General features: G+C 72.5%; 20 protein-coding genes and 1 pseudogene. 4 read left to right on the top strand and 17 right to left on the bottom strand.

The window, feature by feature from the left end; genetic code table 11:
• Nucleotides 1–2 precede the first annotated feature (2 nt).
• The 9 genes and pseudogenes from DEI85_RS11350 to DEI85_RS11310 all read right to left on the bottom strand — a co-directional run bounded on the left by DEI85_RS11350 (nt 3) and on the right by DEI85_RS11310 (nt 7,609).
• Nucleotides 3–218: a hypothetical protein gene (locus DEI85_RS11350; protein WP_027466417.1), complete on the bottom strand. Its 216-nt coding sequence runs from the start codon at nt 216–218 to the stop codon at nt 3–5.
• A 278-nt stretch (nt 219–496) separates the two neighbouring features.
• Entirely contained in the window at nt 497–1,876 is a 1,380-nt protein-coding gene (locus tag DEI85_RS11345) for an MFS transporter (RefSeq protein ID WP_111090346.1), read from the bottom strand.
• A 220-nt stretch (nt 1,877–2,096) separates the two neighbouring features.
• A pseudogene (gene ribA, locus DEI85_RS11340) lies at nt 2,097–2,726 on the bottom strand (GTP cyclohydrolase II); the annotation flags it as partial.
• 29 nt (nt 2,727–2,755) lie between these two features.
• Entirely contained in the window at nt 2,756–3,862 is a 1,107-nt protein-coding gene (ribD, locus tag DEI85_RS11335) for a bifunctional diaminohydroxyphosphoribosylaminopyrimidine deaminase/5-amino-6-(5-phosphoribosylamino)uracil reductase RibD (protein ID WP_111123573.1), read from the bottom strand.
• A gap of 55 nt (nt 3,863–3,917) precedes the next feature.
• Nucleotides 3,918–4,472: a GNAT family N-acetyltransferase gene (locus tag DEI85_RS11330; RefSeq protein WP_181435566.1), complete on the bottom strand. Its 555-nt coding sequence runs from the start codon at nt 4,470–4,472 to the stop codon at nt 3,918–3,920.
• 2 nt (nt 4,473–4,474) lie between these two features.
• A complete protein-coding gene (trpS, locus tag DEI85_RS11325; RefSeq protein WP_111123575.1) occupies nt 4,475–5,485 on the bottom strand; it encodes a tryptophan--tRNA ligase in 1,011 nt (336 codons plus the stop codon).
• Between the two features lie 41 nt (nt 5,486–5,526).
• The gene (locus DEI85_RS11320) at nt 5,527–6,369 is read right to left on the bottom strand and encodes an exodeoxyribonuclease III (protein ID WP_111123576.1); all 843 of its coding nucleotides are present in this window, start codon (nt 6,367–6,369) and stop codon (nt 5,527–5,529) included.
• A gap of 127 nt (nt 6,370–6,496) precedes the next feature.
• The gene (locus DEI85_RS11315; RefSeq protein ID WP_022905912.1) at nt 6,497–6,769 is read right to left on the bottom strand and encodes an HPr family phosphocarrier protein; all 273 of its coding nucleotides are present in this window, start codon (nt 6,767–6,769) and stop codon (nt 6,497–6,499) included.
• Between the two features lie 69 nt (nt 6,770–6,838).
• Nucleotides 6,839–7,609 carry a DeoR/GlpR family DNA-binding transcription regulator gene (locus DEI85_RS11310; protein WP_027466423.1) on the bottom strand — a complete coding sequence of 257 codons (771 nt, stop codon included), beginning with the start codon at nt 7,607–7,609 and terminating at the stop codon, nt 6,839–6,841.
• Between the two features lie 251 nt (nt 7,610–7,860).
• On the opposite strand from DEI85_RS11310, the gene ptsP reads away from it, so the two are divergent.
• The 4 genes from ptsP to DEI85_RS11290 all read left to right on the top strand — a co-directional run bounded on the left by ptsP (nt 7,861) and on the right by DEI85_RS11290 (nt 12,824).
• Nucleotides 7,861–9,519 carry a phosphoenolpyruvate--protein phosphotransferase gene (gene ptsP / locus DEI85_RS11305; RefSeq protein WP_111123577.1) on the top strand — a complete coding sequence of 553 codons (1,659 nt, stop codon included), beginning with the start codon at nt 7,861–7,863 and terminating at the stop codon, nt 9,517–9,519.
• A 68-nt stretch (nt 9,520–9,587) separates the two neighbouring features.
• The gene (locus DEI85_RS11300; protein WP_071406396.1) at nt 9,588–11,144 is read left to right on the top strand and encodes a PTS mannitol transporter subunit IIBC; all 1,557 of its coding nucleotides are present in this window, start codon (nt 9,588–9,590) and stop codon (nt 11,142–11,144) included.
• A gap of 88 nt (nt 11,145–11,232) precedes the next feature.
• A complete protein-coding gene (locus DEI85_RS11295) occupies nt 11,233–11,670 on the top strand; it encodes a PTS mannitol transporter subunit IIA (protein ID WP_071244331.1) in 438 nt (145 codons plus the stop codon).
• Entirely contained in the window at nt 11,667–12,824 is a 1,158-nt protein-coding gene (locus tag DEI85_RS11290; RefSeq protein ID WP_111123578.1) for a mannitol-1-phosphate 5-dehydrogenase, read from the top strand. The genes DEI85_RS11295 and DEI85_RS11290 overlap by 4 nt, the downstream gene beginning before the upstream one ends.
• Nucleotides 12,825–12,897: 73 nt before the next feature.
• Here DEI85_RS11290 and DEI85_RS11285 read toward each other — a convergent pair whose 3' ends face one another.
• From DEI85_RS11285 to DEI85_RS11250, 8 genes are read right to left on the bottom strand one after another with little or no spacing between them, the layout of a single operon-like run.
• Nucleotides 12,898–13,506, bottom strand: a complete 609-nt coding sequence (locus DEI85_RS11285) for a hypothetical protein (RefSeq protein ID WP_111123579.1) — start codon at nt 13,504–13,506, stop codon at nt 12,898–12,900.
• Entirely contained in the window at nt 13,503–13,847 is a 345-nt protein-coding gene (locus tag DEI85_RS11280; RefSeq protein ID WP_111090353.1) for a hypothetical protein, read from the bottom strand. The genes DEI85_RS11285 and DEI85_RS11280 overlap by 4 nt, the downstream gene beginning before the upstream one ends.
• Complete coding sequence (gene eccCa / locus DEI85_RS11275; protein ID WP_111123580.1) at nt 13,837–17,901, bottom strand: type VII secretion protein EccCa; 4,065 nt, start codon at nt 17,899–17,901, stop codon at nt 13,837–13,839. The genes DEI85_RS11280 and eccCa overlap by 11 nt, the downstream gene beginning before the upstream one ends.
• Nucleotides 17,898–18,752, bottom strand: coding sequence for a hypothetical protein (locus tag DEI85_RS11270; RefSeq protein ID WP_111123581.1), 855 nt, complete (start codon nt 18,750–18,752; stop codon nt 17,898–17,900). Before DEI85_RS11270 ends, eccCa begins: the two co-directional genes overlap by 4 nt.
• Before the next feature lie 2 nt (nt 18,753–18,754).
• Nucleotides 18,755–20,122, bottom strand: a complete 1,368-nt coding sequence (locus DEI85_RS11265; RefSeq protein WP_181436372.1) for an EsaB/YukD family protein — start codon at nt 20,120–20,122, stop codon at nt 18,755–18,757.
• Nucleotides 20,119–20,397, bottom strand: coding sequence for a hypothetical protein (locus DEI85_RS11260; RefSeq protein WP_110861350.1), 279 nt, complete (start codon nt 20,395–20,397; stop codon nt 20,119–20,121). The genes DEI85_RS11265 and DEI85_RS11260 overlap by 4 nt, the downstream gene beginning before the upstream one ends.
• On the bottom strand, nt 20,381–21,490 hold the full coding sequence (locus DEI85_RS11255) for a DUF6177 family protein (protein WP_110861347.1): 1,110 nt from the start codon (nt 21,488–21,490) through the stop codon (nt 20,381–20,383). The genes DEI85_RS11260 and DEI85_RS11255 overlap by 17 nt, the downstream gene beginning before the upstream one ends.
• Nucleotides 21,487–22,569, bottom strand: coding sequence for an FHA domain-containing protein (locus DEI85_RS11250; protein ID WP_284183422.1), 1,083 nt, complete (start codon nt 22,567–22,569; stop codon nt 21,487–21,489). The genes DEI85_RS11255 and DEI85_RS11250 overlap by 4 nt, the downstream gene beginning before the upstream one ends.
• Between the last annotated feature and the right edge of the window lie 20 nt (nt 22,570–22,589).

Here is a 22,589-nt window from a genome sequence, read left to right as displayed (position 1 = left end):
TCCTAGTTTCTGCCGTACTTCTTGTGCACTGCCTGTCGGCTGACACCGAGCAGCGTCGCGATCTCCTGCCACGAGGCGCCGGCGGTGCGGGCACGTCGCGCGGCGAGCTCTTCGGTCCGGTCGAGCTCACGGCGCAGTTCCCGCACGTTGGCGAGGGCGGAGAACGGGTCGTCCCCCGATGCTCCGGCCGCGAGGCTCGTGATGGTCGGTCGGTCCATGCCTGTCAACCTACATTGACGCACCGGCCTTCGTCAACCTGCGTTGACGGCGTCTCGCCGCGCTGCATCGGGTGCGCAGACGCCGGCGTCTTCGTTCGACGCCGCCACGCGCGCGAGACGCCGCCGAATTCGGCGGCGTCTCGGCGGGCAGGCGGCGTCCCGCTGACACGACGGCGTGTTGCGGGGGGGGGGGGGGGGGGGGGGGGGGCGCGCACATGACGGACGGGAGGCCCGGTGCCAGCTGGCACCGGGCCTCCCGTCCCGCGGGTGGTCGCCGATCAGGCGTCGGCGATGTCCTTCGACTTCGTCTCGCGCACGAAGAGCAGCGCGACCAGCGTCACGACCGCGGCGATCGTCAGGTACAGGCCGACCAGGAAGATGTTGCCGTCCGGCTTCCAGAGCGCCAACGCGATGGTCGGGGCGAGCGACGCACCGAGGATCGACGCGACGTTGTACGCGATGGCCGAGCCGGTGTACCGGACGTTCGTCGGGAACAGCTCGGGCAGCAGTGCACCCATCGGACCGAAGGTCAGCCCCATCAGCGAGAGCCCGACGATGAGGAACGTCACCACGGTGATCGGCCCACTCGACGCCGCGAACCAGAACTGGAACGTCAGGCCGAACAGCGCGATGCCGATCGTGGTCGGGATGAGGGTCTTCCGGCGACCGAACCTGTCGGCGAGCAGCCCCGCGATCGGGGTGAAGATGCCGAAGAAGACGACGCCGATCATGAGCAGCGTCAGGAACTCGCCACGGGTGTACCCGAGGCCGACCTTCGGGACGAGTGCGCTCGCCTCGGCGCCGGTCGTGCCGTACGACAGGGTGAACGTCGTCATGAAGTAGAAGAGCACGTACGTGGCGACCATGCCGAAGGTGCCGACGATGACGGCCCGCCACGAGGTGCGGAACACCCGGCCGAGCGGGACCTTCGCGACCGTGCCGGACTCCTGCACACCGCGGAACACCGGCGACTCGACGAGCTTGAAGCGCACGTAGAGGCCGATGATGACGAGCACGGCGGACAGCAGGAACGGGATGCGCCAGCCCCACGCCTGGAAGTCGGCGTTCGGGGTGCCGTCGGCGCCGGCGGGCATCGCCGCGTTGATGGCGATGAACAGGCCGTTGGCGAGCAGGAAGCCGATCGGGGCACCGAGCTGCGGCATCGAGCCGAACACGCCGCGCTTGCCCTTCGGCGCGTTCTCGGTCGCGAGCAGGGCCGCGCCTGACCACTCGCCGCCGAGCCCGACGCCCTGGGCGAAGCGCATCACGGCGAGCAGGATCGGGGCCCAGACCCCGATGGTGTCGAACGTCGGCAGGCAGCCGATCAGGAACGTGGCGGTGCCCATCACGAGCAGCGACGCGACGAGGGTGGTCTTGCGGCCGATCCGGTCGCCGAAGTGCCCGAAGATGATCGACCCGACCGGTCGGGCGAAGAACGCCAGGGCGAACGTGACGAAGGACGACAGCTGCGAGGCCGTCGGGTCCTCGTTCGGGAAGAACAGCGTCGGGAAGACGAGCACCGCGGCGGTCGCGTAGACGTAGAAGTCGTAGAACTCGATCGACGTGCCGACGAGGCTCGCGATGACGACGCGGGAGCGCGGGTTGCCGGCGGGCGCCGGAGCGGAGGTGGGGGTTGCGGGTGCCGGGGCGGCGGTCATGACAGGGCGGGGTCTTCCGTGCTGCGTGCTCCCGACGGGGAGCACGAGGATCCGAAACGGCGGACACCGATCGGTTCGCGCGGGGTGGCGCGGGCACCGATCGGGTGCGTTCGGCTGAGGGGGGACCGCTTGTGACGGAAGCCCGATCATACGACAGATGTCGTCTGCCTGCGAATCAGCCCAGAGTCAGCTGGCCGCAGCGTCCGTCGCCTGCGCGCGCTCAGGCGCCCGCGCCGGCCCCCGCTTCGAGGTGCTCGGGCAGCTGGTGGCCCATCCGGTCGCGCTTGGTGTCGAGGTACCCGGCGTTCTGCGCCGAGACGCCGACGACCAGCGGCACGAGGGAGTCGACGGTGATGCCGTGCTCCTCGAGCTGGCGGCGCTTCTCCGGGTTGTTCGACAGCAGCCGGACGCGGGTGATGCCGAGGTCGGCGAGGATGCCCGCCGCGCCGCCGTAGGCGCGGGAGTCGGCGGGCAGGCCGAGCGCGAGGTTGGCGTCGAGGGTGTCGAGACCGTCCTCTTGCAGGCGGTAGGCCTTGAGCTTGTTGATGAGGCCGATGCCGCGGCCCTCTTGCCCGCGCAGGTAGACGACCACGCCGCCCTCGGCTGCGATCGTGTCGAGCGCGGCGTCGAGCTGGGGGCCGCACTCGCACTTCAGCGACCCGAAGGCCTCACCGGTCAGGCACTCGGAGTGCACCCGGACGAGTGCCCCGTCGGTGGGCATCGAGCCGTCCGGCAGGGTGCCGATGATCGCGACGTGCTCGGCGCTCGTCACGAGGTCGCGGTAGGCGCGCATCTGGAAGGTGCCGTGGGTGGTCGGCACGTTCGTGGACACCTCGAACTTGACCGGGCTCCCCGGCGTGGGGGAGGTCAGCGCATCGGTCATGGGGTGCTCCGGTCGTTCGTGGGCCCGTCGTTCCCGAGCCCGGGTGTCGCGTCGTGCTGCTGCTGCTGCTGGTGCTGCGGACGGTGCGGTCGGGCTCGGACCAGCAGGTCGGGGCCGAGGCTGGTGGTCGATAGTACGTCCAACCGCCGACGATCTGAGATGCTTCCCACCCCCAGGTCGTCGAGGGCGACACGGGGTCCGCCGAGCAGCACCGGGGCGAGGTACACCAGGTACTCGTCGACGAGTCCGGCGGCGATGAGCGCCGAGGCGACCGTGGGACCACCCTCGACGAACACCGAGTGCACGCCGTGCCCGCGCAGGGCACCGAGTGAGGCGGCCAGGTCGTGTCCGGGCAGGGTGACGAGCCCGCGCGGGTGCCGACGGACCGCGGCGTCGGCCGGCACCGGGCGGTCACCGAGCACCACGGCGAGCGGCTGGTCGGCGAGCAGTTCGCCGGCGTCCCCGCGGGCGGTCAGGCTCGGGTCGTCGGCCAGGACGGTGCCGGTGCCGACGAGGATCGCGTCATGGGCGGCACGCTGTTCGTGGACGTGCTGCCGTGCGGCGGCGCCGGTGATCCACTTGCTCGTGCCGTCGGCAGCGGCGGCGCGCCCGTCCAGGCTGGACGCCCACTTCACGGTGACCCACGGTCGGCCGAGTCGGACCGAGAGCAGCCACCGTTCGAGGAACGCCTCGGCCTGGTCGGCCAGGACGCCGGAGACGACCTGGACCCCGGCGGCGCGGAGTCGGTCGGCGCCGCCGTGCACGTCGGCTCCGGGGTCGTCGATCGCGTACACGACCCGGGTGATCCCGGCGTCGAGCAGTGCCACGGCGCACGGCCCGGTCCGACCGACGTGGTTGCAGGGTTCGAGGGTCACGACCGCGGTCGCGCCGCGCAGCAGTGCCGGGTCGACCTTGGCCATCGCGTCGACCTCGGCGTGCGGGGTGCCGGCGCCCTTGTGCCACCCCTCGGCGAGGACCTCGCCGGTGGGGGAGAGGATCACGGCGCCGACGCGGGCGTGGTCGCCGACGACGGGCCCGAGGGCCGCGAGTTCGAGCCCGCGGCGCATCGCCCGGACCTCGGTGGGTCGTGCCGTGTCGCTCACGGGCCGAGCCTACCGGCGGTGGTTGGGTGACACGTCACCACGGTTGTGAGCGCGTTCAGGCGCTGGGCCAGGGGAGCTCGGAGGCGGGAGTGCCGTCGGCGCGTCGCAGTGCGGTCCAGGCCGTGGTCGGGCCGCCGTCCCGGTCGGGCACCCGGGCTGCGCCGAGGCCGGTGTACGAGAACCCGGCCGCACGGGCGACCGCCGCCGAGGCCGTGTTGCCCTCGTAGCACTCCCAGTAGACGTCCGGCGCACCCTGCTCGAACGCCCGGTCGACGACGAGCCGGACGGCGTCGTGCATGAGGCCGGCACCGCGCGCGGACGGTGCGAGCCAGAACCCGAGGTCACGACCGGCGGTGCGGTAGCTGATGATGCCCGCGAGCCACGTCGAACCGGCCGGTCGGATCGCCCACGTGTACTCGCGGTCCGAGGCCCACCCCGGTCCGACCAGGGCGTCGACGAAGGTCCGGGCGTCCTGCTCGCGGTACGGCGTCGGGACCGTGGTCCACCGGACGATCTCCGGGTCCTGGCAGGCCTCGGTGATCGCCGCGGTGTCGGCACGGGTGGGCAGGTCGAGCCGGACCCGCGCCGACTCGAGCGTGACGGGCTGCACGGTCAGCCGCGCGACCGCGGGACGAACCCGATGCGGTCGTAGACGCGGGCCAGGGTCTCCTGCGCGATCGACTCGGCGCGGTCGGCGCCGACGGCGAGCAGCCGGTCGAGCTCCGCCGGGTCGTCGAGCAGTTCGAGCGTCCGGGCGCGGACCGGTTCGAGCTCGGCCACGACGGCGTCGGCGACCTCGCCCTTCAGGTCGCCGTAGCCCTTGCCGGCGAACGATTCCTCGAGCGCGGCGATCGAGGTGCCGGTGAACGCCGACAGGATCGACAGCAGGTTCGTCACACCGGGCTTGGCCTGGCGGTCGGCCCGGATCTCGCGCTCGGCGTCGGTGACGGCCGACTTGATCTTCTTCGCGGTGCGCTTCGGGTCGTCGAGCAGTCGGATGAGGCCGTTGTCCGACGCTGCGGACTTGCTCATCTTGCTGGTCGGGTCCTGCAGGTCGTAGATGCGCGCGGTCTCGGTCAGGATCCGTGCCTCGGGCGTGACGAACGTGTCACCGAACCGCGAGTTGAAGCGTCCGGCCAGGTCGCGCGTCAGCTCGACGTGCTGTCGCTGGTCGTCGCCCACCGGCACGACCTTGGTGTCGTACAGCAGGATGTCCGCGGCCATCAGGATCGGGTACGTGAAGAGCCCGACCGACGCGGCCTCGGCGCCCTGGCGTGACGACTTGTCCTTGAACTGGGTCATCCGGCTCGCCTCGCCGAAGCCCGTCAGCGTGTTCAGCACCCACGCGAGCTCGGCGTGCGCGGGCACGTGCGACTGCACGAACAGCGTCGCCCTGGACGGGTCGATGCCCGACGCGATGTACTGCGCAGCGGTGGCCCGGGTGTTCGCGCGGAGCTCGGCGGGGTCCTGGGGCGAGGTGATCGCGTGCATGTCGACGACGCAGTAGATCGCGTCGTGGTCGTCGAGCAGGGTCCTCCACTGCATGAGCGCCCCGACGTAGTTGCCGAGGTGCAGCGATCCGGCGGACGGCTGGATGCCCGAGAAGATGCGGGTCTTGGTCATGGTGGTGCTCCGGTGCGTCAGGTGAAGCGAGAGAGGAGGGGTCAGAGTTCGTAGTCGACGACCACGGGGGCGTGGTCGGACCATCGCTGGTCGTACGCCGCGGCGCGGTCCACCGTGTACTCCGTGACCTTGGCGGCCAGGTCGGGCGTCGCCATCTGGTAGTCGATGCGCCAGCCGGTGTCGTTGTCGAACGCCTGACCGCGCCACGACCACCACGTGTACGGGCCGTCGACGTCGCCGGCCTGGGCGCGGCCCACGTCGACCCAACCGAGCCCGGGGCCCGTGGAGCCGTCGGCACCCTCGACCGGTTCGCCGTCGGCGCCGAAGAACCGCGAGAAGTAGGCGCGCTCGCGCGGCAGGAAGCCGGCTCGCTTGACGTTGCCCTTCCAGTTCCTGATGTCGCGCTCGTCGTGCCCGACGTTGAGGTCACCGACGACGACCGCGAGCGGGTTGTGCTCGCGGAGCTTCGGCAGCCGTTCGGTCATCGCGTCGAGGAACTTCCACTTCTCGTCCTGCTTGGGGGTGTCGACCTCGCCCGAGTGCACGTACGTGGAGACCACCGTGACGGTCGTCCCGCCGATCTCGTAGTCGGCCTCGAGCCAGCGGCCAGCGGAGTCGAAGTCGTCCGGGCCGAGCGCGACGCGGTGGATCTGGGCCGAGTGGCGTGAGGCGATCGCGACGCCGGCCCGGCCCTTCGCGGTCGCCGGGTCGTGCACGATGTCCCACTCGTCGCCGAGCAGCGCCGGCAGGTCGTCGCTCGACGCGCGCACCTCCTGCAGGGCCAGGACGTCGACGTCACGGGTGGCGAGCCAGTCGCCCATGCCCTTGCGGAAGGCGGCGCGGACGCCGTTCACGTTGACGGATGCGAGGCGCAGGCGTGTCATGCAGAACACCTTATCGGCGGGCGCCGACAGCCCTGGACGCCCCCACGGACGCAGGGGAGGCACGGTGCCAGCTGGCACCGTGCCTCCCGTCCGCTCTGTCGTCGCGTGCAGGACGCGACCTGCGCGATCAGGCCGCGTCGTGGTCCGTCTTCAGGAACTCGACCAGGCTGTCCGCCGTGGTCTCGGCGTCGTCGCCCGACACGGTGAGGGTGACCTCGTCGCCGTTCTCGATGCCGAGCCCGAGCAGGGCGAGGATGCTGCCGGCGTTCCCGGACTTGTCGCCCTTGGCGATCGTGACCTGGTGCCCCGACGCCGTCACGGTCTGGACGAAGAGGGATGCGGGGCGAGCGTGCAGGCCGGATGCGCTGGCGACGGTCACGGTGCGGGTGGCTTCGGACATCGATGTACTCCTGTCGATGGGTGGTTGGCTCATGCTAGCGAGCGCTGGGTGGGCGGGAACGGGGCGCGGTCAGGGTCGGCCGGGCCAGAAGACCTCGGTGCCGGCGGCCTCGACCTCGCGGACCAGGTCGAGGTTGACGGCGGGGTCGGTGATGATCGTGTCGATCGCGGCGAGCGGGGCGACGCGACCGAACTCCTCGCGGCCGAACTTGGTGTGGTCGGCGAGCAGGATGCTCCGTCGTGCGGACTTGATCATCGCGCTCTTCACGGCGGCCTCGGCCATGTTGTGGGTCGTCAGGCCGCGCTCCGGTGTGATGCCGTTGATGCTGATGAAGGCGACGTCGACGCTGACCATGCCGATGAGCTGGTGCGTCCAGGTGCCGACGCCGGCCAGGGAGTCGCTGCGGATGTTGCCGCCGAGCAGGTGCAGGTCGATGCCCGGGCGGTTCGCGACGGCGGTGGCGACGGGGAGCGAGTGCGTGACCACGGTCAGCCCGCGGTCGGTCGGCAGCAGCTCGGCCAGGCAGATGGTCGAGGTGCCGGCGTCGATCATGATCGAGCCGTTCTCGGGCAGTTCCGCCAGGGCGGCCTCGGCGATGACCATCTTCTCGGTCTGGTTGATGCCGCCGCGGTCGCCGACACCGGGGTGCAGGGTGATCCGCTCGACGGGGATCGCGCCGCCGTGCGCGCGACGGACGAGGCCGCGGCGCTCGAGGCTCGTCAGGTCGCGGCGGATGGTCTCGGGCGTGACGGCGAGCAACTCGGCCAGGTCCTTGACGTCCACCCGGCCCTGCGCGCGCGCCTGCTCGACGATGCGCTGGTGGCGTTCTGGTGCGTACATCGGACCTCGTCGTCTCGGGTCGGAACGGAACGGACACGCTCGGGCACGGCATCCGCGATGTCGTCCCCTGCGTTCGATCCGCCAGACGCAAACGGGCATCTGTTTCTGCATTTTTATCCCCGGATGTGTTTGTTTGTCAACGCGATGCGGGGTAGTGTGCTGCTCAGCCGCACGGGCGTGGTCTGTTCCCGTGTCGTGTGCACCGAACGATCCACCCCACCGCAAGCGCGTGTGAGATGAAGGAGTCTCGAATGTCCGAACTGCTCGGCACCGGCGTCGGCCGTGGCGTTGCCCACGGCCCCGTGCTCCGGATGGCCGACCCGCTCGGCGAACCGTCGAAGGACGCCCTGGTGGGTTCGGCCGACGACGCGAAGCAGGCCGTGCACGACGCACTGGCCGCCGTGGCGGACGACCTCAACAAGCGCGGACAGCTCGCCGGTGGCGACGCCCAGGCCGTGCTCGAGGCCCAGGCGCTCATGGCGCAGGACCCGACGCTCCTCGACGACGTGCACACCCGCATCGACGGCGGCACCAACGCCGAGCGCGCCGTGTACGAGGCGTTCGCCCAGTTCCGCGACCTGCTCGTCGGGATGGGCGGCTACATGGGGGAGCGCGCGGCCGACCTCGACGACGTCGCTCAGCGCATCATCGCCAAGCTCCGCGGCGTGCACGCCCCCGGTGTCCCCGAGTCGGACACCCCCTTCGTCCTCGTCGCCCGTGACCTCGCCCCGGCGGACACCGCGCTGCTCGACCTCGAGAAGGTCCTGGCGCTCGTCACCCGTGACGGCGGCCCGACCTCGCACACCGCGATCCTCGCCCGTGCCAAGGGCATCACCGCCATCGTCGGTGTGACCGGTGCCGACAACCTGGCCGACGGCCAGTCCGTCGTCGTGGACGCCATCGCCGGCACGGTCGTGACCGACCCCGACGCCGCACTGGTCGCGGACGTCGAGCGCCGCATCGCCGAGCGTCTCGCCGCCGCAGCGGCGCCGCTCACCGCCGGTGCCCTCGCCGACGGCCACGTCGTGCCCCTGCTCGCGAACCTCGGCAGCCCCGCCGACGCCGCCGGCGCCGTTGCTCTCGGTGCGGAGGGCGTGGGGCTCTTCCGCACCGAGTTCCTCTTCCTCGACTCGCCGAAGGCCCCCACGGTCGACGAGCAGACCGAGTCGTACCGCCAGCTCCTCGCGGCGTTCCCCGGCAAGAAGGTGGTCGTGCGCGCGCTCGACGCCGGCGCCGACAAGCCCCTGCCGTTCCTCACCGACAAGGACGAGGAGAACCCGGCCCTCGGACGCCGCGGCCTGCGTGCCCTGCGGAACCACCCCGAGGTCCTGCGCGACCAGCTCACCGCGCTCGCGCAGGCCGACGCCGCGACCGAGGCCGACCTGTGGGTCATGGCCCCGATGGTCGCCGACGCCGAGGAGACCGAGTACTTCGTCACCCTGGCCCGCGAACTCGGCATCCGCACCGCCGGTGTCATGGCCGAGGTGCCGTCGCTCGCGTTGATGGCCGAGCAGGTGTTCCAGAACGCCGACTTCGTGTCGATCGGCACGAACGACCTGACCCAGTACACGATGGCTGCCGACCGCATGCTCGGCACCGTCGCGTCCTACCAGGACCCGTGGCACCCCGCCGTCCTGCGCCTCGTCGCGCAGCTCGGCGCCGCGGGGGCGACCGCCGGCAAGGCCGTCGGGATCTGCGGTGAGGCAGCAGCCGACCCGCTGCTCGCCGTCGTCCTGGTCGGTCTCGGCGCCACCACCCTCTCCATGACCCCCGCGGCCCTGGCCGACGTGCGCGCCGAACTGGGTCGCTACACGCTCGAACAGGCCCGCGAGATGGCGACGGCGGCACTCGCCGCGAGCACGGCGGCGGCCGCGAAGTCCGCTGCCGCGGCCGCGACGCACGCCGCCTGAGCCACCACCCCCAGCACCACCCCTCCCATCACCACGCAGCAGCTCCACCACACAGAAAGTCACCGCACATGACAACGTCGTCCGTTGCAGCGCCCGACGCACCCGCGAAGTCGCGGGGCGGCGCACGCGTCGCCGTTCAGAAGTTCGGCACGTTCCTCTCCGGCATGGTCATGCCCAACATCGCGATCTTCATCGCATGGGGCATCATCACGGCCTTCTTCATCGAGACCGGGTGGACGCCCGTCGGCGTCCTCGGCGGGTTCGGTGAGACGGCCGGTGTCGCCAACCCCGGCCTCGTCGGCCCGATCCTGACCTACCTGATCCCGCTCGCGATCGCCATCCAGGGCGGCCGGATGATCTACGACACCCGCGGTGCCGTCGTCGGGTCGATCATGACCATGGGTGTCATCATCGGGGCCTCCGGCACCACGATGATCCTCGGCGCGATGATCTGTGGCCCGCTCGGTGCCTACCTGATCAAGCAGATCGACCGGATCTGGGACGGCAAGATCAAGCCCGGCTTCGAGATGCTCGTGAACAACTACGCGGCCGGCATCCTGGGCTTCGTCCTCGCGATGATCGGGTTCTTCTGGCTCGCGCCGCTGTTCAAGCTCATCGCCGAGGGCCTCGGCTCCGCGGTGGACTTCCTCGTGCAGCACTCGCTCCTGCCGCTCGCCAGCGTCATCATCGAGCCGGCGAAGGTCTTCTTCCTGAACAACGCCATCAACCACGGTGTGCTCGACCAGCTCGGCGCGGCGCAGGTGGCCGAGTCCGGCAAGTCGATCCTGTTCCTGCTCGAGGCGAACCCCGGCCCCGGCCTCGGTCTGCTGCTGGCCTTCACCTTCTTCGGTGTCGGCATCGCCCGCTCGACCGCTCCCGGCGCGATCATCATCCAGTTCTTCGGTGGCATCCACGAGATCTACTTCCCGTACGTGCTGCAGAAGCCGATCCTGTTCATCGCCGTCATCCTCGGTGGTGCCACGGGTGTCGCCACGAACGTCGCGTTCCAGTCCGGCCTCGTCGCCCCGGCGTCGCCCGGCTCGATCTTCGCGGTGCTCGGCGCCACGGAGCGCAACAGCTTCCTCGGCGTGATCCTGTCGGTCATCCTCTCCGCCGCGGTGTCGTTCGCGGTCTCGTCCTTCTTCCTCCTCGCCAGCCGCAAGCGCGACCTGGCGAACGGCGGCGGTGACATGAGCGCCGCCATGGCGAAGCTCCAGGCCAACAAGGGCCGCGACGTCAACTCGGCGACCGCCGGCCTGCTCGGCAACAACTCCCCGGCCAACGAGGAAGAGGCCGAGGCCTCCCTCGGCGGCGTCGGCTCGGCGAGCACGGCGACGGCGACGAAGGTCCAGAACCTGGTCTTCGCCTGCGACGCCGGCATGGGCTCGAGCGCCATGGGCGCCAGCGTCCTGCGCAACAAGATCAAGAAGGCGGGCATCGAAGGGGTCACGGTCTCCAACAAGGCGATCGCGAACCTGTCCGGTGACGAGGACCTGATCATCACGCAGGAGGAGCTGACGGACCGCGCGAAGCAGAAGAACCCGAACGCGCAGCACGTGTCGGTCGGCAACTTCATGAACGCTCCGCAGTACGACCAGGTCGTCGAGCAGCTGAAGAACCAGTAACGCCACAACCAGTAACGAAGTGCAGTATCGGAGGGGACGGGGCTGACCCGTCCCCTCCATCTCGTCCTCAACACAAGGAGAACCCCCGATGCCCGTCCTGCAGGAGAGCCAGATCCGCATCCACACCGAGGACACCGCGCCGACCAAGTCGGAAGCGATGAAGGAGGCGGCCGAGATCCTCGAGGCTGCGGGCGCGGTCACGGCCGACTACTACCCGGCGATGCTCGAGCGCGAGAAGAGCGTGTCCACCTACATGGGCAACTTCCTCGCCATCCCGCACGGCACCAACGATGCGAAGGACGCCATCAAGTCGTCCGCCCTGTCGTTCATCCGCTACGCCAGCCCGATCGACTGGGACGGCAACCCCGTGCGCTTCGTCGTCGGCATCGCCGGCGTGAACAACGAGCACCTCGACATCCTGTCGAAGATCGCGATCGTGTTCTCCGACGAGGACGAGGTCCAGAAGCTCACCGACGCCGCCGACACCGCTGCGATCCTGTCGATCCTCGGCGAGGTCAACGAGTGAGCACCAGCACCGCCGTCCACTTCGGCGCCGGCAACATCGGCCGCGGCTTCGTCGGGCTCCTGCTCCACGAGGCCGGGTACGAGGTCGTCTTCGCCGACGTCGCCGCCCCGCTCATCGACGCCCTGGCCGCAGCCGACTCGTACACCGTGCACGAGGTCGGGGCCGGCGCCCAGGACCACGAGGTCACGAACTTCCGCGCACTGAACAGCGCGCAGGACGAGGACGGCGTGGTCGCCGAGATCGCGACCGCAGCGGTCGTCACGTGCGCCGTCGGCCCGAACGTCCTGAAGTTCATCGCCCCGGTCATCGCCCGCGCGCTCGTCGCCCGTGACGCGGACGCCGCACCGATCGCCGTCATGGCGTGCGAGAACGCCCTGAACGCCACGGACCGGCTGCGCGAGTTCATCGTCGCCGCCCTGCCCGAGGACGGCCGCGACGCCGCCCTGGCCAAGGCCGTCTTCGCGAACACCGCCGTCGACCGCATCGTGCCCGCGCAACCCGAGGGCGGCGGACTCGACGTGACCGTGGAGACCTACTACGAGTGGGCCATCGACCGCACGCCGTTCGGTGGCAACGAGCCGGAGATCCCCGGCGCGCACTACGTCGACGGCCTCGCGGCGTCGATCGAGCGCAAGCTCTTCACGGTGAACACCGGCCACGCCACCGTCGCCTACCACGGCTTCGTCGCCGGGGCCGACAAGATCTCGGACGCCATCGCGATCCCCGCCGTGCGCTCCGAGCTCGAGTCCGTGCTCGCCGAGACGAGCGACCTGCTCATCCGCCGGCACGAGCTCGACCCCGAGGTGCACCGCGCGTACGTGCAGGCGATCATCGGCCGGTTCGAGAACCCGCACCTGCCCGACACGGTGACCCGCGTCGGCCGCCAGCCGCTCCGCAAGCTGTCGCGCGACGAGCGGTTCGTCTCGCCAGCCGCCGCGCTGGCCGAGGACGGCACGGAGCCGACGGCGCTGCTGGACGCGATGGGTGCGGCGCTCCGCTTCGACGTCGCGGACGACGAGCAGAGCGTCGAACTGCAGGCTCTGCTGGCGTCGGACGCGTCCGACGCGGACGTGGCCACGCAGATCACCGGTCTCGCTGCGGAGCACCCGCTGCACGCCGCGTTCGCCGAGCGGATCCGGTCCGCGCGCGCCTGACGACGTCAGCACCGACGAACGGGAGGCCCGTCACCAGCTGGTGACGGGCCTCCCGTTCGTCCACCGGTCGCGGCTACCAGCCCAGGGCCGTGAGCAGACCGGACACCGTCGTGATCGTGGTGTCGCTGATCGCTCCCAGCTGGACCCGACCGGGACGGCCGAGAGCGCGGTCGGCGCGCAGCACGAGGACCGCCGAGACCCCTGTGTCGCTCAGCCGACGGGTGTCCACCGGATCGTGCGCCGCGCCGCGGTCCACGAGCACCACGACCGATCGCCCGACGAGGGTCGGGTCCGGAGCATCGGCGATGGACGCGAGCGCTGCCCGGACGTCCGCCGCGCCGTCGGCGGTGGCCCGCCCGACCACGACGAGGGAGTTCTCCGGCGTCGCCGCGAGCACGGCGGCAGGGCCGACGTGCGCCCCCATGTCGTGCACCGTCACGCGTGAGGTGGCCGGTTGCAGGGTGGGGAGTCGTGCGGCGAGCTCGCCACCGGAGTGGTCCGTCGCCTGGACCACCACGCCGAGACGTCCACCGACCGCATCGGCGAGGAGCGCCGCGACCGTCGTCGTCCCGGTGCCGCCGGCGACCCCAACGACGAGCACGGTCCGGGCGCGCTGCGCGGCTGCCCGCCGCGAGCCGGGCATGGGCGGCAGCGGAGCCGAGGTCGGGGGTGTGGTGCTCACGCGCCGTCCTCCACGAGGAGCTGGGCGTCGATCGACGCTGCGAAGGCCCGGACGATCGCCACACCGACCTCACCCGTCGGCCCCCACGGGACCCAGGCCTCGGTCCACCAGACGGGCGCGGCGAGCGTCGCCCACGGGGCGAGTCGTGCGATCTCGGCGGCGTTCTCGACACGCTCGGGCATCTGGACGCTCAGGACGGCCCGCCCGCGGTCGTCGACGATCTCGGTGACCACGCGGTCGAGCGTTCGCACCCGCAGATCCGGCGCGATCTGCGCTCCGGCCTCGACCAGCGCGAGCGACGACGGAGCCGCAGCGGACAGGATGGTCACCTCACGGGGCATCGACGGCTCCCTTCGGGTCGAGCACGGTCGTCTGACCGGCGGGGTCGGCCTGCGCCGGGGCGACGGTCGTCGCCGTGGGGAAGTGGGCGACCTGCACGATGCGCGGGGGCGTCCCGCGTCGGACGAGACGCCCGCGGCCGGGCGGGAACTGCTCCGCGTAGACCTTCGGGAACACCTGCCCCTCCGACCGTTCGCCGCTCAGCACGAGCCCGGTCGCACCCGAGTCGCGGATCGACTGGATCACGGTGTCGTACATCGCGCGTGCGGCACCGGCCACCGGCCGCGTGAGCACGACGTGGAGCCCGAGGTCACGCGCCGACGGCAGGTACGGCATGAGGGGCGCGAGCGGGTCGGTGCCGGCCGAGGCGACGATGTCGTAGTCGTCGACGAGCACCACGATGCGGGGCCGTGGTCCGGTGGACGTGCCGGCTGCGCGCTGCTCGAGCTCCGCGGCGATGGCCGCGGCGAGCCCCCGGGCGTCCCGGCCGTTCGCCGCGTGCCCACCGAGGAAGTCGTCCGGCGTCCCGGCCGCAGCGCTGCCGCGGACGTCCATGAAGGCGAGGACGAGTTCGTCCGGCGTCGAACGGTCCATGAACCCGGCCGCCAGCCCCCGGAGGAGCGCGGTCTTGCCGCTGGCCGTGTCACCGAACACCAGCAGGTGCTGGTCGACGGCGGGGTCGAAGGCCACGAAGTCCATCGTGTCCTGGCGGAGCGCGAACGGGACCGTCGTCGGGGTGTCGAGCGGGTCCGGGAGCTCGGCGGGGTCGAACGACTCCGGCAGCAGGCGGATCGGCGCGGCAGCCGGACCGCCCCAGCTGTCGGCGACCCGCTGGGCGAGGGCGCCGAGCTCGTCGCCGACCACACCGTCCTCCACGTCGTCGAGCACCGGCAGGGCCACCTGGCCGAACAACTCTCCGTCGGTGAGGACTCGACCGGGCTCGCCGGACTTCAGGGTCGCCGCGGCGGCGCGGGCGATCGTGGAGTCTGCCGGGTCGTTGAGGCGCAGTTCGAACCGCTGCCCGATCAGTGGCTGGCTCGCGAGCCGGAGTTCGTTCCACCGGGTGAGCCCGAGGACGACGTGGATGCCGAAGCTGCCGCCGCGCTGGAGCAGGTCGGCGAAGGCGTCCTCGAGCTCCTCGAACTCGGTGCGCATCACGCCGAACCCGTCGACGAGGAGCACCACGTCCGCCGATCCCAGTTCGGGGACACGGCCGGCGGCGTGCCGGGTGCGGAGCATCGCGAGTGAGTCGATGCCGTGGTCGCGGAACACCCGTTCGCGCAGACGGATCATCGCCTGCAGCTCCTCGACCAACCGGAGCAGGCGGTTCCGGTCGGCACGCGTGGCGACACCGCCGACGTGCGGGAAGCCCTCGATGCGACCGAGGCCGCCGCCGGCGAGGTCCATCCCGTAGACGCTGACCTGCCGGGGCGTGGTGGTCAGCGCGATCGATGCGGCCAGCGTGCGGAGGAACGTGGTCCGGCCGGAGCCGGGTGCTCCGATGACAGCGACGTGTCCGCCGCCCCGCGTGAGGTCGAGCATCCACGGTCGCTGTCGCTGCCGCGCGGGGTCGTCGAGCAGGCCGATCGGCACCGTGACCCCGGTCGGGTCGGAGACGGTGTTCGGATCGAGGACGGCGCCGAGTGCCAGACGCGTCGGCAGCGGCGGCAACCACACCGGCGTGGTGTCTCGGTCGCCGCGGTCGAGGCGTTCGACGGCCTCGTCGACGACGCTCCGCCCGACGTCGGGTGCCTCGAGCGTGACCTCACCGGGTTCGTCGTCCTCGGCGGCCAGCGTGTTGTAGACGGGCAGCTCGAACGGCTCGGGAGCGGCGTCCGCGGACGACGTGGTGACGGCCGACACGGGAGCGGCGTCCTCGACCGGGCCGGACACGTAGCCGGATCGGAACCGGGTGTACACGCTCGTGTCGACCTTGAGGTAGCCGTAGCCGGGCACCGCGGGCAGGTGGAACGCGTCGCCCGTGTCGAGCACGACCTGGCTCTCGGCTTCGGAGAACGTGCGCAGGCCGAGCCGGTAGGACAGGTACGTGTCGAGGCCGCGGAGCTTGCCGGCTTCGATGCGCTGGCTCGACAGCAGCAGGTGCACGCCGATCGATCGCCCGATGCGCCCGATCATGAGGAGCAGGTCGACGAACTCGGGTTCCGCGGTGAGCAGCTCGCCGAACTCGTCGATGACGAGCACGAGGTGCGGCATCGGCGGCAGGTCCGGTCGCTGGGTCCGGAGCTCCCGGTAGTGCGTGATGGAGGGCGCCGATCCGGCGTCGCGCAGCATCTCCTGACGCCGTCGGACCTCGCCGGCGATCGACGCGCGAGCACGCCGGGTGAGCTGCGGGTCGTCGGCGAGGTTGTCGATGAGACCCGCGACGTGCGGGAGGCGGGCGAACGGGGCGAACGCGGCACCGCCCTTGTAGTCGACGAGGATCATCGCGAGGTCCTCCGGCGGGTGCGACACCGCGAGGCCGAGCACGAGGGTGCGGAGCATCTCGCTCTTGCCGGACCCGGTCGCACCGATGCAGATGCCGTGCGGGCCCATGCCGAGCTGCGCCGACTCCTTGAGGTCGAGCAGCAGCGGGGCGCCGAAGTCGTCGACACCGATCGGCACGCGCAGGAAGTCCCGCGGGGCTCGGGGCCGCCAGGTGCGGTCCGGGTCGATCGTGGCGACGTCGTCGACCCCGAGCAGGTCCGAGACGCCGATGGCGGCCGACGACTCGGCACGCTGCTCGGTGTCGGCGGACAGGCGGAGGGGCGCGAGGGCTCGTGCGACGGCGGTGACGAGGGGCGGGGCGACGGGGTCGCAGACGGCGAGCTGGACCGGTGCGGGCTCACCCTCCTCGACGTCGCGGGCGTCGACGATCTCGAGGAGCGTCGTGCGTGCACCGGATCCGGCACCCGTGCCACGGCCGGCACCCGGGGCGTCGGACCTCGCAGTCACCCGCACCCGGACGTCCGACGGTTCGTGCAGCCGGTCGGCGACGAGGTGCACGACCGTGATCCGGAGGTCCTCCGGCCGGGTCTCGCCCTCGGGGAGCGCGAGCGGAACGGCGACGACGCCGTGCTCGTCCGCGAACACGACCAGGCGCGGCAGGTCGCTGCGCTTGGCCGAGTCACCGGACCGCCGGTACATCGCGGCGGTCCGGGCGCGTTCGCCCAACTCGCCGGCGAGCGTGCGGGCGAGCGCCGGGACGTCCTCGGCGACCCGGCGCGCACGCAACGGCCCGTCGAAGGTGCGGTCCATCCGTGCGTGCGGGAGCAGGTCGAACCAGTCCCAGTCGTCGGCGTGCGCCGCCGGGAACGCCGCGGCGAGGTGCAGGTCGTCCGGGGCGTGCAGCGCTGCGAGCTGCACGACGAGTGCCCGCGCGACCTCGAGCACGGCGTCGCGGTCACCGACGACCGAGACGTCCCCGGCGCCGTCGAGTCGGACCGCGATGGGCATGGCGTGCACGGTGCCGTAGTGTTCGGCGACCTGCTCGAGCTCGGCGAGCATGAGCGGGTCGAGCGGTTGCACCGGGTTCTGGTCCGGCGGCACGGCGAGGTCGAGCCACCCCACGTCACCTGATCCGACGCGGACCCGCAGGAAGTCGCCGTGGGTGCGCCGCCGTTCCCAGAGGCGTGCCGGGTCGCCGACGAGACGGGGGAGGGTGTCGGGCGAGGGGTCGACGTGCTCGGCACGTTCGCGGACGGCGGTCGTGCGCGTCCGCAGGTCGCCGCGCAGTTCCTCGAGGTAGTCGAGGTACCGCTCGCGCTGCGTCCGCCGGTTCCGCACGGCGTTGCCCCGCTGGGTGAACGCCATGCCGAGGCCGCCGACGAGGGCGACCACGAAGACCAGGGCGGCGACGACCATGAGCACCGGGTTGTTGCCGCGGAGCACGACCATCATCACGACCGACGAGATCGCACCGACGACCGGCAGCAGCGACTGCAGCGGGAGGCCGCCACTCGGCCCCTCCGGGAGCTGCGGTGGCGGGGCGAGTTGCTCGGCCTCGGGACGGACGAGCGGGGTGGAGACCCGGGCGGGCCGGTGCACGACGCGGTTCACCGGGCGGCCTCCGGGGTCGTGCGGCTGGTGCGACGGTCGACCGCGGCGTCGACCAGGGCTGCCGTCAGGTGGATGAGCGCGATCCGGGAGGCCGTAGGGCGTTCGCCGCCCCCGGTGACGCTCGGGTCGCCCGGGATCGGGTGGACGGCGTGCCCGGGCCACCGGACGGCGGTGCGCGCGGCCCGGAGGCCAGCGCCCGTGGCGTCGACCGGGACGACCAGGACGCGCGTGTCCGGCGCGTGCCGCCGGACGGCGTCGGCGTGCGCGACGCCCTCCTCGATGGCGGGGCGGTCCGGGCCGGTGACGAGGGCGACGACGTGGGCATCGGCAGCCACGGCGCCGAGGTCGACGAACGGGCTCCGGGACCCCCAGTCCCCGACGACGACGTCGAAGAACCGCGCGATCGGTTCGACGGCGTCGGTCCACTCGGCGGGTGCGGCCTGTCGGCTCGGGAGGCGCGGGTCGCCGATCCGGAGCACGTGCAGTCCCGACGGGGTCACCGCCAGACCGTCGGTCGCGTCCCAGGACGTCCGGGCGGCGGCACGGCGCTCGGACCGCGGCGTCAAGTCCGTCCGGTCGGCGCCGGCGTGGGTGGCGAACGAGCGCAGCCCGGCGGCACCGTCCACGCCGAGCACCCGACCGGAGCGACGACGGGCGAGCACGGTCGCCACGGCTGCCGCGGTCACGGAGCAGCCGGTGCCGCCGCGGAGCGAGGCGAACGCGATGCGCCGACTGGTGGGAACGGCCTGCCGGATGGCACGGTGCGCATCGTCGAGCTCGCGCGCACCGCCGGCCACGCTGCCGAAGAACGCCCGCCCGAGCGCGGGGACGACGTCGTCGAGGAGCCGCATGGTCAGAACGTCTCCAGGAGCGCGGCGAAGAGGCCGAAGGTGCCGAGCAGCAGCGGCAGTGCCACGACGACCGAGATCGTCTCGAGGACGTTGCCGAGCGACCGCAGGCGGGCTCGCTGGTGTGCGGCCGGCCGGACCCCGGCGAGCAGGGCTCCGAGCACCCCGAGGCCGGCGAGCGAGCCGAGCACCTGCAACGGCGCGGTGGTGGCGTGACCGAGGAGCCCGAGCACCGCGGCGACCACGACGGCGCTCCAGAGCAGCACGCCCTGCAGCGTCAGCGGGAAGGCGCGCGTGCGGAGTGCGGCGACGACGACCACCGCGGCGCCGAGCCCGACGGCCCAGGGGTCGCGGTCGGAGACGAGTGCGGCGCCGGCGAGGGCGATGGGGGCGGCCACCGCGGCGGTCGTCCAGTCCAGTGCCCGGTACGCGTCCTCGAGCGCCGTGACGACGCGGGCGCGGGCGACGGGCTCGCCGCCGCTCACCCGGTCGTCGAGGCCGGTCAGTCCGGCGGAGGACATCGCGACCGAGGGCAGGAGCCCGCAGACGGCGATGGCTGCGATCCCGACCACGCCCCAGCCGGCGGCCTGCGGGGCCGGAGTGAGCCAGGTGACCATGCCGAGCAGCGGGAGCACGACGCCGACGACGGCCGCGACGCCGATCGTCCGCGTGCGCTGCCCGACGCCGAGTCCGAGGCCGAGCGCGATCCACGCCCAGACGAGCACCAGGGCAGCGACCATCGCGGGTTGGTCGCCGTCCCGTCCCACGACCGGTCCGACGGCCAACCCGATCGGCAGCGCGAGCCCGGTGGCCGCGGCGGTGAGGGCGATGCCGGTCCAGCGGGCCCCTGCACGACCAGCGACGAGCGCCGCGATCGCCAGGACCACACCGCTGCCGACGAGCACGGACGGCAACAGTGCGGGGGAGACGGTCCCGCCGTCGAACGCGGCTCGGACCGAGGCGACGGTGAACGCGGCGACCACGAGGGTGCCCGCGACCGAGGCGGTGGCCCCGAGGGCTGCGGCGGCGACGGACTGGCGTGCGGCGGTGCCCCAGCCGTCGCGACGACGGCCGAGCGAGTCCGCGACGGCGTCGGTGACGTCGGAGACCTCGGGCGGGGGCGGTGCATCGGCGCGACGGACCAGGTGCAGGACCTCGCCGTCGGCGATCTCCTGCGTCGCGGCGTCCGCGGCCAGGGACACCTCTTCACCGGTGACGCGCACGAGGGCGACGGGTTGCGCGCTGTCCGCGATCGGTTCGTCGAGGATGTCGACCAGGCGCGGCAGCAGTCCGGCGAACGGCTCGTCGGAGGCGACGACGACGTCGGCACGGCGGCCGACACCGACGACGGTCACGCGGGTGAAGTCGCTCAACTGGTCTCCTGCTGGGGTTGCGTGGTCGGCACCGGTCGCGGTGTCTGCTGCGCTTGTTGCTGGGCGGCCTGCTGCGCCAGCGCGTTCGTGACGAAGGAGTACCCGAGGCACCCGACCCCCACGACCGCGGCGAGCACCACGCTGCCGATGAACCGCTTGACGTTGTCGTTCACCAACCGGCGGTCGGCGAGGCGCCCGAGCACGAACGCCTGCCGGAGTCGTCGGCGGTGCGTCGAGACGCTCTCCAGCAGGATCGAGTCACTGTTCCGCGGCACGCTGCACCTGCTCCCTCGTCCGGTCGTCCATCCCGACGGCGTCGGCGACGCGGTCGGGCCCGATGTGGTCGATGACGTCGGCCAGCTCGTCGACCGGGTTGCGGTCCTGCTGCCGCCCGAAGGGCAGCACGAGCGCCGGGATCCGAGGGCGCCCGGCGATGACGGCGCCGAAGCGGTCGCGCATCGCCTCGACGTCGAGGTCGAGCTGCCGGACCGCCGGCGCACCGAGGAGCATCGCGACCGGCAGCGGGGGCGGAGACAGGCGCGGCGCCTGCGCGAGGTCCGCGCGGCCCGGGCGCCGGAGCACCAGGGCGAAGAGCGGCAGCTGCGTCGTGGCGAGCCGCCCGAGCACCTGCGGGACGGCGGCGACCCGCATCTCGGAGACGGTGTCCCCGGGTGCACCGACCGCGAGCAGCCCGGTGGTGAGCTCCTCGACGCCGTGCTCGGTGCGCTGCGCGACGATCGTCACCGCGAGGGGCGCGTCGGGCGAACCGACGGCGAGGAACCGCGTGGGGTCGGGCATCCGCGAGCGAGCGGCCTCGGTGAGCGTGCGCCGGTCCCACGCGCGACCCGCGGGCTCGTGCGTCGCCCAGCCGGTCGGTGCCGCCCCGGCGAGCTCCGTCGCGAGCAGCTCGGTGGTGCCCCCGAGGATGGTCTCGTCCGCGGCCCGGTGCCGGACGGACACCGAGACGACGAGCTGCTCCGCCGTCGGCGTCCAGGGGCGCAGGTACCCGACGGCGACGTCCTGCACCGAGGTCGGCGGGCCGGTCCGGAGCGCGTCCGTGAAGTCGTCGAGTCGTCCGCCGTCGAGTCCGTTCCGCAGGCCGTCGTCACCGCGGACGACCCACGCCCCGCCGCAGTCGAGCAACGCCTGGCGGAAGGCCTCGGTCACGACGGACAGGCCGTCGGTCACCAGGATCGGGCGGGCGCCCTCGCCTGCCGCGGTGGCGAGCAGGTCGGCCTGGGCACGTCCGAGCCGCACGATCCCCGCGCGGGTCTCGTAGCGGATGCTGCCGTCGCCCGCCGAGTCGATGAGCGGGTGCTTCGCGACCGGGCGGTCGTCCCCGGCGGTGTCGCGTCGGAGCGGGTTCACGTCGCGGCTCCGACGCGGTCGACCACGAACGCGTGGTCCCCGATCCGGACCGTCGAGCCGGCGGGCACGGGCAGGTCCACTCCGGGGACGAGGTCCTCGAACGAGGCGTCCGGACGGACCACCGAGGTGCCGTTGGTCGAACCGAGGTCGCGGAGCACGACGACTCCGCCGGCCTGCACGAGGGCGACGTGCGTCTTCGAGAGCGTGCGCGACAGGTCCGGCACCGCGACCGTCGCGATGCCGGGCTCCGCCTCGGGGTTCCGGCCGATCACGCAGGTTCCGCCGAACCAGTGCACGGCGCCGGAGTCGAACCGCAGGACGACCGCGTCGGGCGGTACCGAGTCATCGGCCACCGGTGCGGTCGGCGCGGGCACCGCCGCGAACCCGGCCGCGGGGGTGGGACCGAACCCCGCACGACGGGTGGCGTCGAGACCAGCCTGCACCGCGCCTCCGGGCAGCGGCGTCGACCCCGGACGGACACCCGCCGACGCGGCGGCACCGAAGGCCGTGCCGAGCGCGGGCACCGCTGGGTCGAGCGGCTCTCGTCCACGGTGCAGCGACGCGGTCAGCGTGCCCGTCGCCGCGGCCCACGGGCCGGCTCCGGGCGCACGCCCGTGCCGACGGCCACCGAGTCGGGCGAGCTGTCGGACGGGCCCGGCGGGCAGCGCGTCGTCGACGTCGACGACGCGCGTACCGAGGAGCAGCCCGCCCGGCCCGCGGCCCGTCCTGGAGGCACGCATCACCACGATCGCGGTCGTCACGACGAGCCCGGCGACCGCGCCGGCGACGGCGGTGCCCACGGGGGCGGAGGAGGGGACCGCGGTGTGGGCGAGGAAGAGGAGGGCGGCGCCGGCGGCACCACCGAGCAGGCAGACGACGACGTCCACCAGCCGGGCGAGGAGGACAGCACCGGCCGAGCCTGTGGCGACGCCCTGCAGGGCGTCGTACTCGGCGGAGCCGACCGTGCGCCCGAGGAGGGCGCCGCAGTCGGTGCAGAAGCGCTGGCCCTGGCTCGTCGCGAGCCCGCAGCGACCACAGGTCAGCACGGGCACCACGGACTCGACCACGATCGACGACATGCCCCACCTCCCCTCGGCAG

Source organism: Curtobacterium sp. MCBD17_026, from assembly GCF_003234895.2.
Lineage (GTDB): Bacteria > Actinomycetota > Actinomycetes > Actinomycetales > Microbacteriaceae > Curtobacterium > Curtobacterium flaccumfaciens.
Note: the sequence above shows the minus strand (reverse complement) of the source record. Positions and strands in the feature narration are given on the sequence as shown.

Excerpts from the sequence above, each read along its gene's own strand:
- DEI85_RS11350 (WP_027466417.1), bottom strand. The coding sequence starts at position 218 with ATGGACCGACCGACCATCACGAGCCTCGCGGCCGGAGCATCGGGGGAC.
- DEI85_RS11250 (WP_284183422.1), bottom strand. The coding sequence starts at position 22,569 with ATGTCGTCGATCGTGGTCGAGTCCGTGGTGCCCGTGCTGACCTGTGGT.
- DEI85_RS11315 (WP_022905912.1), bottom strand. The coding sequence starts at position 6,769 with ATGTCCGAAGCCACCCGCACCGTGACCGTCGCCAGCGCATCCGGCCTG.
- DEI85_RS11295 (WP_071244331.1), top strand. The coding sequence starts at position 11,233 with ATGCCCGTCCTGCAGGAGAGCCAGATCCGCATCCACACCGAGGACACC.
- DEI85_RS11280 (WP_111090353.1), bottom strand. The coding sequence starts at position 13,847 with ATGCCCCGTGAGGTGACCATCCTGTCCGCTGCGGCTCCGTCGTCGCTC.
- DEI85_RS11270 (WP_111123581.1), bottom strand. The coding sequence starts at position 18,752 with ATGCGGCTCCTCGACGACGTCGTCCCCGCGCTCGGGCGGGCGTTCTTC.
- DEI85_RS11320 (WP_111123576.1), bottom strand. The coding sequence starts at position 6,369 with ATGACACGCCTGCGCCTCGCATCCGTCAACGTGAACGGCGTCCGCGCC.
- DEI85_RS11345 (WP_111090346.1), bottom strand. The coding sequence starts at position 1,876 with ATGACCGCCGCCCCGGCACCCGCAACCCCCACCTCCGCTCCGGCGCCC.
- trpS (WP_111123575.1), bottom strand. The coding sequence starts at position 5,485 with ATGACCAAGACCCGCATCTTCTCGGGCATCCAGCCGTCCGCCGGATCG.
- ptsP (WP_111123577.1), top strand. The coding sequence starts at position 7,861 with ATGTCCGAACTGCTCGGCACCGGCGTCGGCCGTGGCGTTGCCCACGGC.
- DEI85_RS11310 (WP_027466423.1), bottom strand. The coding sequence starts at position 7,609 with ATGTACGCACCAGAACGCCACCAGCGCATCGTCGAGCAGGCGCGCGCG.
- DEI85_RS11300 (WP_071406396.1), top strand. The coding sequence starts at position 9,588 with ATGACAACGTCGTCCGTTGCAGCGCCCGACGCACCCGCGAAGTCGCGG.